This window comes from Spongiimicrobium salis (assembly GCF_043678055.1).
Taxonomy (GTDB): domain Bacteria; phylum Bacteroidota; class Bacteroidia; order Flavobacteriales; family Flavobacteriaceae; genus Spongiimicrobium; species Spongiimicrobium salis.
Genome location: NZ_JBHEQA010000004.1, coordinates 29,101 through 42,233, shown reverse-complemented (window position 1 = coordinate 42,233; position 13,133 = coordinate 29,101). Strand labels below are relative to the sequence as shown.

At 39.5% G+C, this 13,133-nt stretch carries 11 protein-coding genes; 4 read left to right on the top strand and 7 right to left on the bottom strand.

Features of this window, described 5'->3' with window-relative positions; all coding sequences use genetic code 11:
- Nucleotides 1–7: 7 nt before the first annotated feature.
- Entirely contained in the window at nucleotides 8–1,165 is a 1,158-nt protein-coding gene (locus tag ACEXOE_RS17435) for a FecR family protein (RefSeq protein ID WP_394750128.1), read from the bottom strand.
- Nucleotides 1,166–1,259: 94 nt separating this feature from the next.
- Between ACEXOE_RS17435 and ACEXOE_RS17430 the strand changes: the two genes are divergently transcribed.
- On the top strand, nucleotides 1,260–1,796 hold the full coding sequence (locus tag ACEXOE_RS17430; protein WP_394750126.1) for an RNA polymerase sigma factor: 537 nt from the start codon (nucleotides 1,260–1,262) through the stop codon (nucleotides 1,794–1,796).
- Nucleotides 1,797–1,811: 15 nt separating this feature from the next.
- Here ACEXOE_RS17430 and lysS read toward each other — a convergent pair whose 3' ends face one another.
- Entirely contained in the window at nucleotides 1,812–3,503 is a 1,692-nt protein-coding gene (lysS, locus tag ACEXOE_RS17425) for a lysine--tRNA ligase (RefSeq protein WP_394750125.1), read from the bottom strand.
- 160 nt (nucleotides 3,504–3,663) lie between these two features.
- Here lysS and ACEXOE_RS17420 point away from each other — a divergent pair, with 160 nt between their 5' ends.
- The 3 genes from ACEXOE_RS17420 to lipB all read left to right on the top strand — a co-directional run bounded on the left by ACEXOE_RS17420 (nucleotide 3,664) and on the right by lipB (nucleotide 5,436).
- Nucleotides 3,664–3,819: a YqaE/Pmp3 family membrane protein gene (locus ACEXOE_RS17420; RefSeq protein ID WP_394750124.1), complete on the top strand. Its 156-nt coding sequence runs from the start codon at nucleotides 3,664–3,666 to the stop codon at nucleotides 3,817–3,819.
- A 110-nt stretch (nucleotides 3,820–3,929) separates the two neighbouring features.
- Nucleotides 3,930–4,685 carry a hypothetical protein gene (locus ACEXOE_RS17415; RefSeq protein ID WP_394750123.1) on the top strand — a complete coding sequence of 252 codons (756 nt, stop codon included), beginning with the start codon at nucleotides 3,930–3,932 and terminating at the stop codon, nucleotides 4,683–4,685.
- Nucleotides 4,686–4,716: 31 nt separating this feature from the next.
- The gene (gene lipB, locus ACEXOE_RS17410) at nucleotides 4,717–5,436 is read left to right on the top strand and encodes a lipoyl(octanoyl) transferase LipB (RefSeq protein ID WP_394750121.1); all 720 of its coding nucleotides are present in this window, start codon (nucleotides 4,717–4,719) and stop codon (nucleotides 5,434–5,436) included.
- A 51-nt stretch (nucleotides 5,437–5,487) separates the two neighbouring features.
- Here the strand turns inward: lipB and ACEXOE_RS17405 are convergent, their stop codons facing one another.
- From ACEXOE_RS17405 to ACEXOE_RS17385, 5 genes are all read right to left on the bottom strand, one after another.
- Entirely contained in the window at nucleotides 5,488–6,177 is a 690-nt protein-coding gene (locus tag ACEXOE_RS17405; protein WP_394750119.1) for a TapB family protein, read from the bottom strand.
- A gap of 210 nt (nucleotides 6,178–6,387) precedes the next feature.
- On the bottom strand, nucleotides 6,388–7,764 hold the full coding sequence (locus tag ACEXOE_RS17400; RefSeq protein WP_394750118.1) for a hypothetical protein: 1,377 nt from the start codon (nucleotides 7,762–7,764) through the stop codon (nucleotides 6,388–6,390).
- A 10-nt stretch (nucleotides 7,765–7,774) separates the two neighbouring features.
- Complete coding sequence (locus tag ACEXOE_RS17395) at nucleotides 7,775–9,211, bottom strand: hypothetical protein (RefSeq protein ID WP_394750117.1); 1,437 nt, start codon at nucleotides 9,209–9,211, stop codon at nucleotides 7,775–7,777.
- A gap of 11 nt (nucleotides 9,212–9,222) precedes the next feature.
- A complete protein-coding gene (locus ACEXOE_RS17390; protein WP_394750116.1) occupies nucleotides 9,223–11,193 on the bottom strand; it encodes a hypothetical protein in 1,971 nt (656 codons plus the stop codon).
- An 11-nt stretch (nucleotides 11,194–11,204) separates the two neighbouring features.
- The gene (locus tag ACEXOE_RS17385) at nucleotides 11,205–13,118 is read right to left on the bottom strand and encodes a hypothetical protein (protein WP_394750115.1); all 1,914 of its coding nucleotides are present in this window, start codon (nucleotides 13,116–13,118) and stop codon (nucleotides 11,205–11,207) included.
- Between the last annotated feature and the right edge of the window lie 15 nt (nucleotides 13,119–13,133).

The following is a 13,133-nucleotide window of genomic DNA, read 5'->3' as shown; positions in this document are numbered from 1 at the left end:
CCTTTTTTTACTTTGTTATGGTAATGATGTTATTATTTATCTCATACGTAAATGGTGTACTCATGGCAATGGTATTCAGAATGACCGCTATGGATTCATTTTGAAACTCGCCATTATAGATTTCTTGATTTAAATGTTGAGCATTATTGATAATCCTAACATTATACCTTCGTTCCAATCGGGTTAGGATTTCTGAAAATTCTAGCTGATCAATGATCAATTTATTGTGCATCCAATCGATATAGATATTGGGATCGACTTTTCGTTTGTCCAAAGTTCCCTGTTCTCTTTGGTATGCAGCTTGGTCATTGGGTGAAAGCTGTAACTGATTTTCAGGATTGTTGGTTTCAAAAACATGAACAGCCCCTTCTACCAAGGTCGTTTTTATAGCCTTATCCGTTTCATAGGAAGAAACATTAAATTGCGTTCCAAGTACTTCAATTTGAAGGTCTCTAGCATGTACGAAAAAAGGTTTTTCTTCATTCTTGGTGACATCGAAAAAGGCTTCCCCTTCCAAAAATACTTCCCGCTTATTGGGGGTACCTTTAAAGTTCTGAGGGAATTTAAGCGTAGAACCTGCATTGAGCCATACCACGGTATTGTCGGAAAGCTGTATTTTGTAAGTGGTCCCATAGGGGATGCTAATTTCGTTAAGAGCAGTTGAATGTGCTGTAGAAGTATTAAGGGCTAAAATGCCTTGATTGGTATTGGCAATGATATTTCCCTCTTTATCAGTTACAATGCCGTTTGCAGCTGTGGTTATGGTCTCTGTGCTACCATCGGCCAATTTCAATACAATTTGCTCCTGTGGTAAAAAATCCTTTTCAATAACAACGGCATCTATAGCAGGATCTGTATTTGAGTTGATCAAGTAAAGGGCAAACCATCCCAGTGAACACAGGGCAATAAATATAGCGGCATAACGATAGATAGGGGTACGTACCTTCCGTTTGGCTGTTTTTTGTGAAATGCTCTTCAGGAATTTTTGGTATGCAGCGTCGGAATCCACCTTTTCCATAGCTTGTAGGTCAAAGGTCTGAATGTGTTCTTTGAAGGCTATCCGATGTTCATCGCTCTCTTCTACCCACTTTTTTAGGATTTCCCGTTCCTGATCGGATATTTCATGATTCAAGAATTTATCAATTAACACTACTGGTTTTTGCATATTGAGAAGACTATTTGTCTCTATGATGCAGATTATTTAAAAAACCCTACCTTTTTTTATTTTTTTATTAGATTTGATTTTTAGATTGGCTCAAATGTCCGAACAGGAATTACTTAAAAAACTACGAACAGGAGATGCCTTGGCTTATAAATTTTTGTTTTCTGAATATTATAATTATTTGTACAATTACATTTATAAGTTAAGCGGAAACGCCGCTATATCGGAAGATGTGGTACAGGAAGCCATGATTAAAATTTGGGAAAAAAAAGAACGAATACTTATTACGACTTCCTTAAAAAGTTATCTTTTTAAATCTTGTCACAATCAATTTTTGATGCACCTTAGAAAAGAAAAAAGAAGGCTGGATGTCTTGGATACGATACGTTGGGAGGTGTTATTTGAAATGAATAGTACCGAAAATGACGAACAAGAGTCCCGCTTACATAAATTGCACAGCTTGATCGATTCGCTTCCGCCCCGTTGTAAGGAAGTTTTTGTGAAAAGCAAATTTGAAAAAAAGAAATACAAGGAAATCGCATTGGATATGGGCATATCCATCAAAGCGGTTGAAGCTCAAATGTCCAAAGCCCTACATTTTCTAAGAGAACATGCTTCCCTCTTCATGCTATAAGTGAACCTCAGTCCTTCAATGGTCCTGAAGTTCACAAATAAGCTGTTCCCCTTCTTTGATGACTTTGGCGACCCCCAATTTAGTAAGGGCCTTAATGCCTTTGTCCCAAGCCTTATTGCTCAAGCCTGCTGCTTGTTTTAAATCGTTCAATCCAATGCGTTCTTCCTTCTTCAACAAATCAAAAATGGCTTTTTCATTGTCTTTAAGTTCCAAAGGTTTTTTCTCCGGACGCATTTGCGGGAAGAAAAGCACTTCTTGAATGGAGACATTATCTGTCATGAACATGGTAAGTCGATCAATACCAATGCCGATTCCCGAAGTTGGTGGCATTCCATATTCTAGGGCCCTAAGAAAATCATGATCAATGAACATGGCTTCGTCGTCTCCTTTTTCTGAGAGTTTTAACTGATCTTCAAAACGTTCTCTTTGGTCTATGGGGTCATTCAACTCGGAATAGGCATTCGCCAATTCTTTACCATTTACCATCAGCTCAAAACGTTCTGTAAGACCTTCTTTTGTCCTGTGTTTTTTGGTCAGCGGACTCATCTCAACAGGATAATCAATAATAAAGGTAGGTTGTATATATAAATGCTCACATTTTTCACCGAAAATCTCATCGATCATTTTCCCGATTCCCATGGTTTCATCTACTTCCAAACCAAGCGCTTTTCCTGCTTCACGAATTTCCTCTTCTGATTTCCCATATAGATCATAGCCAGTATGCTCCTTAATAGCATCTAGAATGCCTACACGTTTGTAGGGAGCTTTGTAATCAATGGATTGACCATCAAAAGACACCGTAGTGGAACCATGCAGATCAAGCGCTATTTTTTCCAGCAATTTCTCTGTGGTATCCATCATCCAGTTATAATCCTTGTAGGCCGCATACATTTCCATTACGGTAAATTCAGGATTATGGGTACGATCCATTCCTTCATTTCTAAAATCTTTTGCAAATTCATATACACCATCGAAACCACCAACGATCAGTCTTTTTAAATAGAGTTCATTGGCAATTCTAAGGTATAAAGGGATATTCAGGGCGTTGTGATGCGTAACAAAAGGACGAGCGGCGGCTCCTCCGGGAATGGATTGCAAAATGGGCGTTTCCACTTCCAAAAAGCCCATATCATTATAAAAATTACGAATGGTAGTCATAATCTTGGTACGCTTCACAAAAACATCCTTTACCTGTGGGTTCACGGCAAGATCCACATAGCGCATGCGATAACGCATTTCAGGGTCTGTGAAAGCATCATAAACTACACCATCCTTCTCTTTAGGTAGGGGTAAGGGGCGTAAGGCTTTGCTGAGTACGGAAAATTGCTTGACCATGACCGTCTTTTCACCAACTTTAGTGGTAAACAATTCTCCTTCTATACCAATGAAATCCCCATAGTCCAATAATTTCTTGAAAACATCATTGTACAAGGTTTTGTCTTCTCCCGGACAAATTTCGTCCCGGTTAAAGTACAGTTGAATTCTGCCTTCACTATCCTGTAATTCTGCAAAAGAAGCTTTTCCCTGAACCTTAACAGCCATAAGTCTACCAGCGATAATCACCTGTTTTCCTTCTTCAAAAGCTGTTTTAATAGTTTTGGAAGTAGCATTTACAGGGTATTGTTCTGCAGGATATGGATCAATGCCCAAATCCCGCAATTTGCTCAATTTTTCCCTTCGGATAACTTCTTGCTCAGAGAGTTGCATAATGGTGTTTTTTAAGGCTGCAAATATAACTACTCTAGGGTAATCTTTCAATCTCCTCTTGCGAGAATGTTCCTTTGAAAGAGATATTTTGGTATGGAGTGTAACAAAATTAACATAATGTTGTCTAATCTAGTACATCAATCAAAAATCAAAATCAACTATGAGTTTCTGGAGAGTGGTCTTGGCCATAATTTTCCCTCCCTTATCGGTTATCGGAAAGGGTTGCGGATCTATAATCATTGTTTTTCTATTGACCTTGTGCGGGTGGGTGCCCGGCGTAATAGCAGCCTTGGTCATATTGAACAATCCCAATTAAATACGATAGAAGATCATAAAGACACAATATTTTTAGCGCTTAAGGGTTATTCAAAGATATTTCTAATGCTTATTTTTGAGAAAAGAATGAACCAACTAATCACCCAAAACATGAAATTTATTAAGCTACTTGCCTGTATTGGCGTTTTGATCGCAATGTCTTCCTGTAATTTTACTGAAGAAATATATGTGGAAGAGGATGGATCTGGAAAGATTTCCCTGAAGTTTGACGGATCACAACTTTTGGAAACTATGAATGAAATGGGAGCGCCATCCTCCGATGAGTTTGAAAAACCCATAGATTCCATTATGTCTTTCAAAGAGATCTTTGATGAGAAAAGAGATAGTATTTCCAAACTACCCCAAGAAGAGCAGGATAAGCTCAAAAAACTGGAAAACTTTAAAATGCATATGGTAATGAACCCAGATGAAAAGCTTATGAAGTTTGATCTTTTCTCTGATTTTAAATCGGTCAATGATATTGGGAACGTCTTAAACGACTTTCAAAATGCAAGTGCCATAACCTCTACACAAACCGTTAATGGACAATCCAAGAGTCCTGTAAAATCCCAAAAGCCCACGTCTGAGGTAACATATTCCTTTTCCAACAATACCTTTAGCAGAAAGGTGACCATTACGGATCAGGAAGCCTTTCAGAAAAGCCTGGAGGAATCCAAGCAAACGGAAACCTTTTTAACGGGATCTATTTATACCTTCCGCTACCACTTTCCGCGCAAAGTAAAATCTACAACAGCAAAAGATGCCACTTTTACAGTAGATGGGAAGACCATGGTATATCAAGTCAGCTTTTTAGAGATGCTTAAAGATCCAGAATCCATTAGTTTTGAAGTGGAGTTGGAAGATTGAGTACTGAAATCGTCTTTGTATCTTTGCAAGGATGAACAAGGCTATTCAAATACAGGATTTAGGCAATAGGGATTACAAGGAAACTTGGGATTATCAAGAAGACCTTTTTCAATCTATCTTACAGATCAAGATTAATAATCGCAGGCAAGGGACTGCGGAGCATACCCCCAATTATTTTTTGTTTGTGGAGCATCCCCACGTATATACCTTGGGTAAAAGCGGGGATATGGGTAACCTTCTGGTTTCGGAAGAGCAGCTTAAGGCCAAAGGAGCAAGTTTTTATAAGATTAATAGAGGAGGGGATATTACCTATCATGGACCAGGTCAAATTGTAGGATACCCTATTTTGGATTTGGACAATTTCTTTACGGACATTCATAAGTACCTTCGTTTCTTAGAAGAAATGGTAATTTTAACACTGGCAGAGTACAATCTTAAAGGGGAACGATCTCCTGGAGAAACTGGTGTATGGTTGGATGTAGGAACACCTTTTGCCCGAAAAATATGCGCTATGGGAGTGCGTGCCAGTAGATGGGTGACCATGCATGGTTTTGCGCTGAATGTAAATGCAGATCTGGGGTATTTTGATCATATGATTCCCTGCGGGATTAAAGGGAAAGGAGTAACTTCTTTAAACGTGGAACTTGGACGGGGAGAAATTCCATTGGAAGAAGTGAAAGAGAAACTACTAAAACATTTTAGGGCGCTGTTTGAAGCAGAAATGATAGCTCCTAAGAAAGTCGGAAATTGATTTTCTCAGGAACTGTTTTTGTGAAAAAATAATTAGAGCTTTTATTTTAAGCTATTTGCCAAAACTACTTAGCATAGTACTTCCTATGATTTTTCCTTTTTTGTTATACGTTTCTTGCTTTACCATACCTACGCCTTCTGCAATCCAAGTTCTGGACGGATACGTTTTGTTGATGCCAAGGGTTTTAGTACGGTTGTCACTATAAATAACCAAGCACTCATACGTTCCAGCCGGGGTGGTGACCTGTTCTTTTTTCTCTACTTTTCTGTTGATCATGTCTACGGCCATATTCATGTTAATGCCACTCATTTTCACCTTTATAGCGACATTGGCATCAGTTAGTTCTTGCCCCACACTAAGTTGGTTGGGAAGCTCTATATCTGTACCGGAGACTTCCATGTCCATTCCCTCGTATTGCTGGAACATGCTACTGGGAATCAAAGATTGATAATCAATGGTAACCGTATTGTTATCACAGGAAAACCGGTATTCGGAGGCATAAATTTCTTTGTCTTTTTTGTCCTTAAGACTAATTTGCATGGTGGCGTTTGTGGAAGTACCTTCGGTATTGACCTGTGTAACTTTGTAATCTGCAACAGTTTCTTGTTTTCCCTTTTTATTATAGGAAGTATATTGGAATGTTACTCCCTCTTCCATAGGATAATAGGTGCTACAGTTTTGAGCTTGTGTCACAAAAATAGATAGTACAAAGCCCAATGCGATAAGAATGTTTTTTTTCATTTTCTTGATATTTAAAAAGGTGTGATAGGGTGTTTAAAATACTGAAAATCAAATAAATGTATTGAAATATACTAAAGTTATACTGAAAATTGTATCGTTGTGGGGAAAACCTGTGTAATTGGTTGAAAAGCAGTTTTTGATTTATGTATTCAGTCAATTATACAGTTGGAATTCAACACTTTTTATCAATATTGTGATACGACTTATGAATCAGTTGGATTGATCATAACAAGAATATACATGATCAGAATCCTCTTGTTGTTCCCTAATCCAAGTTCTGAGTCGATAGAAATTGGGGCCGTAAATATTGGATCCGCTTGCAACCGCTCTCTCAAAGAGCCATACCGAATTATAGACATTATTTTCAATTTGCTGTAACCCTTCCCGATATAGCTCATCATTTTCACGATATCGTTCTTGCCCTTGAAGCATGATTGCAATTTGCCTTAAAGGGTAGTACTCATATTCTGGTGGTGGAATGCCTCTTGCCAACCTTCTACCTTTCTCCATCTCACTCATATCAATAAACAAGGCCACACCCTCTTGATTTACGGTTTTCATGTTCCAGGCACGTTCTGGACCTATACGTTCAAAGAGGTCCAACATGCAGTTCATGCGTATTCTTGGATTTTCTCTAGGTATCCTTCGGGAAACTCGACGAGAATTTACAATACTGTTTCGTATTTGCTGGGTTCTATTGGTTTCTCCCGTAACGACATCATCAGGAAAAGTGTGGATATCTCTAGGCCTAAAACGAATAAATGCAGCATAATGCCTTTCGTCCCAAATTATGATGGCAGAAAGGCAGACACGATCTCCGTTTTGAACTCCGGCTGCTCTATATGCCCCGTGAAGATTCCTTAAATAAGGCCTTCTGTCAATGACATTTTCCGCATGATTAGGATTTGAACGATATATCATATGCCTTCGTATTTCTTCCGAGTTGGAAACTACTGCGCTTCTAAAAGTGGGATAATCTCTATTATAGGGCAAGCAAATGTCTAAGCTATCAACACTAGCAGGCCTTTCTAAACGATCCCACCATCCTGTAATACTGGTTGAACCACTGAATAGTCTAAGAAAGCCTCTTTTGGTTGCTTCCAAACCCTCTTCATTCATTTGAAAGGAACCATAATTTATAATCCGGTCATATACGTGATCGGGATCATTAATAGCGCAAGCAAAAAAGTGATCGTTCCGTACGCAATTGGTCCAGGTATCCGAAATTTCTGCCCTCAAAGGAGTCATGTCATCATATAAGATCAGTGCTATAGGTTGTGTACGGCCTGCCAACAAGCGCGCCACATTTGCCCTGAATAGGGCGTGCTCTCCTTCTCCATAATATATGGCTCGAATCAATTGTTGGGCAATCCTCATATTTGGGTTGGTACCAAATAAATCACCTTCATTAGTTATATTTATTCGAATTGGACTAGTATCCGTGTTGGGTTGGGCTACATAATACACATTCAAGCGTTCCTGTATGGTACTTTGAGGGTTTTCATTTTGTGATCTACCCTTTTGAATGGTAATCAAACAAAATAGGACTACAAGAAATAATCTATGGGTCTTGATAGTATGTTTCATGATTTTCTTATTAGAGGTTATTGGGTAAAAAAGATGCTATGATCATAGCTTCGGCCAAGGATAAACGTGTTCGTTGTCTACTGAGATTAGTAGGCATAATATTGTCGTTAACGACGATTGCATTAAGGTTAAATTCATCATTTTGAATAATGGCGGAAAATTCGGCACCACTCCTTAGTTCAGAACGTATCCCTTGGCGGATACTATTTAGGAGTTCCGTAAGTTTACTTCCAAAAGCAGCTTGCGTCCAGGCTCGTATTGCCCCTGTATTTCTGGTGTTCAACAATTCTTGCCGTTGCTCTGCAGTAAAGCCGTTACTATCAGAGAAAGCGCGCTCAAATCTTGTTAAAAACCTTCTTTTGCGAACTTCTATTTCTACAATAAAAGAGGCTAACATATGCTTCTCCTTAATATATGCAGGATTAGTGTTCTCCCTGATTAAATGCCCTTGGACGGCTGAATTGCCCTTAACCCTAATTATTTCAGACTGTATCGCTGATGGAAAGTGATTTCTATGATCATACAGAAAATCTAAGCCTGATTCCCCTCGTGAATGGGCATCTCTTCCTGCACTAACCAATCTTCGTTCTCCGCGAGCCAATGGTAATCTCAAGCCAGATTCTCGCGTTGCAATTGCTAAAATTAATGGCATATCAATTTCATCCCTAGAAAGATGTGCTGTGCCATTGTCATTTTCAAACAAACGCATAGTGCTTTGAATATGTTGTAGGATCTCCGGATTTTGAAGAGTTCTAGCCAACTCACGCAATCGGGCAAGACCAATATTGAATCGAACGGTTCGTCCTCTATTTTGAATTCTAAATCCTCTTTCCGGTAAATGAACAGTGCTTCGCGCTCGTTCTATGACATTGTTGGAAAGTGCTGCAAATGGTCTTGATCGCTGAGAACCATAGGCAAGTTCATTAAATAATTGCAGCAAATGCCCTTTGGTTTCCAATAATCCTTCTTGCGACATTTGATTTGAACCATAATGGACGATTCCAGCATATTCGTCATCGGCTTCAACCGTAACGCAAGAGGTAAATTGGCCACGTTCAATGCAATTGGTCCAGTTGGCCGATGCAATTTCAATGTCTACTGGACCCTGGTCATAGTATAGGAATAATGCAACAGGCTTGGTGTAACTGCCTAAAGCTTGTGCAACATCTTCTTGAAAACTCCCATCTTCGGCAGGCGTAAATATGTCACGGATTAAATTTTGGGCAACTTCCATTTGCGGATTGTTCCCAAAGAGATTTTCTGCCGAATTAATTTCATTGGTCTGTAATAGTCGATACTGATTGGAAGAAGGGTCTTCAACATAGTAGACCATCAAGCGATCCCTAAGAAATTGATTGGCATCTGAATCTTGTGAAAATGCAATTATGGAAAAAAATCCGATACACCAAAAACAACATAATTGTATTTTTTTTAAAAACTGTTTCATGTCTTTTGATTTTAAAATTGGCCGATATTACTGAGGTATATGGTTTCGTCCGATGCTTTCATTTTCTCTTGTACCAAAGGCGCTCTGCCCTTCATGAACCATTTTACCTCATATTGATAATCGAGTTGATCTCCCAATTGTACAATGGACACACGTTTGGAAAGGTCTTCTTTCGCAAAGTCGATCCTCACCCGTTCTATTTTCTCCTTATCTCCTTGAGTGTAGAATATCTTTACTTCTGCAAAGCGTACATTATAATCCTCAACAAGACTATTGTCCGTTTCTATATAAAGATCTTTTTTCTGGAAAGGAGGTGTCAATGCAATGGATCCCGCTTCTCGTTTTGTCCATGGGGTACTGACTTCATGGCCCCCAAAAAAGCTCCAGGTAGTTTTATACTTGTATTCTAACCATTTGGAGCGATTGTTATCACCTTTCCATCCATAAGGGTCAAATTTGAAGTTGTTTCCTTGGTTGAAATTTTTACGATCAATACGAATTTCCCGCTGGGTGATATCTCCATTTTGGTGCTTTTTCTGAACAAGGACATTGACAAAGTTGATGTATTGGCCAAAATCTGCAGTATTCATACCATCTATAAAAGCTAAAATTTCCCGCTGTTTGTATAAAGGATCGTCTAAGTTGACCATTCTAAAACAATCTTTGCATTTGATACGGCCTATGCCCTCATCAAAATTGATAACCTGGTTACGGAGTAATGATTTTTCTAAACTTAAATTGAATCGCCCTGTTTTTTTGATTTGTTTAAAGCTAAAAGAGGCGGCAATGGCAATGCTCGGAGCTTGAGGTTCCGGTGTATCGGAGGTATTGGTGCCTTCATAGGGAGGTACTTCTGAGGGTTCGTCACTTGGACTTGCACGGCGAACAGCTTCTCCTGCCCTGGGTTCTATATCAGTGTCTTCATCTTCTGAATCTTCATTCTCTGTATTGGTTGTTGTGTTTTCCACAGGGTTATTTTCCCGTACGGGAGTATTCCTTCTTGCCGCATTGGTTTCTCTTCTGTTTCGGTCTCTTTCGTAGTCTTGGCGTTGCCTATTGAGCAATGTAGAGGCTCTATCCAACATACTGGGCCTAGAGGCGCTGCTCGAATTAAATTGGGCCAAAGAGGGTGTAGAGGAGTTTTCTTGCGATTCAAACATCTCCGTTCGGACAATTTCCATTACGGTAGTCCTGATTTCATCAAAATCTTCATCTTCCCCTATTTCCGTTATTTTGATTGTATTGTTATTGATCATGTCCTCTACAGCAACCTCCACTTCTCCTGCTAGTACAGGAGTGGCAATACCTGCTTGAAAATTTTTATGCTCGTATATTTTTTCCCATTCAAAACTGATGTTTGCGGAAATAGGCGAATTATAACCTTCAATCTCCATATTGAACTTAAAAACAATGTTAGGGGTATTGGTCTTAAAGGACTCCCACAAAATTTTGGCTCCTTTTTTGGTCAGCTGAATGGAAACAGAAGCTTTTTGTCCATCCAAGACAGGAGCAGGGCCAAGGCCTAATACCTGTTGTGAGAATTCTTCGTTTTCTGCATTGAACGCAGATACCAAAGCCACAGTACCTCCTCGATACATTACAGGACCTTTTATTTTCCCCCTGGGGTTTATTCTTCGTAATTCTTGCTCCGCTTCCTGTCTCTGTTCATCGGTGACGCGTAGTTCTACCAGAGCTGTAACAATACCGCCACCAGCACCTTCAGAATCCTTATAGGACGCTTCACTATCTGTTGTACTTTCATTTTCTACCCATCTGAGAAAGGAGAATTGCGGTTTTCCATTCTTGTCTTTGGCTAAACGCACTTGATCTGATAAATAGTAGTATTCATTCTCATTATAAATGCTGGGAAATACCTTAAGATCTCCGGCCTTTACAAGTTTATCCAGAACAATAGCTTGACTTTGGAGCTTTGAAAAGGAAAAGAAGCACAAAAATACACTCGTGATTATTATATTTTTCATAACGTAATGGTTTAGTTGTTCTTAAAAATTTCCTCAAATTTATCTAGCACCTTTTCGCCAGTCTTTTTTGCGAGTTCCATACCTGTTTCCTTGGCAATTTTGAAAACCTCGGATTCTGTATTCAACATATCTTCTGGGATATTGGCGTAGATGTAATTGTCATTGATCATAGGTTCCCATTGGGGCATGACCAATTTTTTATTTCGCTTGTGATTGAAAATCAAACGATATACATACCCATTGGTGTCTTTATCCAAAAAAATCTTTTTGCTGATGAGGGGTTCCCCTTTGGTGGGAGACAATTGAATATTGGTTTCTACTTCTTTCCCAAATTGTTTATAGCGCACTTGTGCCGTTATTCGGGTAATATCGCTGCTTTGGAGTTCTTCTAAATCAGCCTCGAGTTCTATAGTTCTTGTGGTGACGGGAGGCTCTAAAGTGACACCTTCCCATGACCCTTTTGTCCAATTGGGGTTTTCTGGGAAAATATTCCCTCCCTTGAGACTCCATTGTGCTTTGTATTCGTAGGCCGAAGGGTTTTTGTCTTCTCCACGGGCATAGGTAAGGACCCCGGTAATTCCATTTTTTGCAATAAAATTTTGGTCAAAAGTCAAGCGTTCGTCATACATATTGCCGGAACTTCGCTTCTTTCTCACATTTACAGTAACGTAATTCACAGCTTCATCAAACATTTCCTTAGCTTCCAGGTCCAATACAAAACGAATGTCGCGATGCTGAAAAAAAGGATCGTTCAAGTTTACACTGTAAACACATTTGGGATTGTCTTTCACCTGATTGTACCAACTGGCCAAATTCCCTACAATCTGATAGGGCTGCTTTACGGCCAACCGCACTTCCCTAAGATCAATGACCTGTGTTTTTCGCTTGAATGACCCTTTAGACAAAGAGCTTCGAAATCTATACCCGTTACCCCTTCGAATATCTGGAACAGATAAGGTATCTGCTAAAGTAGGCGTATTTTCATCCGTATCTTTAGCCGTGGATTTTTCGGTAAAAGCGTTCAAAAAATATTGAAAAAAGGCTTCTCGGATAACATCTACACGCTCATCATTGAGACGTTCTTCCCATTCAAAGCGAATAACTTGATGCTCTCTTAGAAAATCGTAATGACTTCTAACTTCGTTGTAGCTTTTATACGTTCTGTTGCATAAGAGTCCGCAACTTCTGTCTACTTTTCGATAGGCCGCCGAAATACGATCGTATTCTCGCTCCAATTTGGCCCAATCGAATACTATTTTTCCCTTGACGGCAGGTGTTTGTAGGGTGAAATAATAATCTAAAACTATGGATAGGTCAGTGATGGATCTGGCCTTTTCAAAAGTAGATGCCAAGAGTTGGGTGCCATATTTATCCAATTGAGCCGCAGCGGCTACTTTGCCACTTTCTATTAAAGGCGCTTTTCCAGAGGTGACTACCTTGGAAGTGCGTTCGGAATTGGACAAGGTAGCCGAAAGAATGCGGAATGATTCCACTTTTTCATCGATTTGCATAGGTACGGCCCCCATGAGTTTTGCACCCTTTACTTTAGCTTTTAATTTGCCTTCCAATTCTAGTTTTTGGTTAGGGGTAAGTCCCCATTCCATTAAAAAGTGAATCAACCCTCCGCTAAGTCCGCCTTGTTCGGCTCGATCTTCCGTGGTGAATTTTGCAAATAAAAATTCTGGGGTGCCGTCTTGTTTGGTGCCTATTTTTAAGCCAGTAGGCAGCATGTAAAAGCGATTGGTTTTTTGTCCGATGATGTTGGAGCTTTGCCCGTATAAAATGACATTGGTGCCGTCATCAAGTTTTACATCTACCCTATTTTCGGAATCCAAGGCTTGGCCCGACACTAGCAGGGGCAGGAAAAATAGGGTAAGGGCCAAGAGCCTTAATCCAGTGCGTAATCTTTTATCTTTATTTCTCATGATTATTGATTTTTA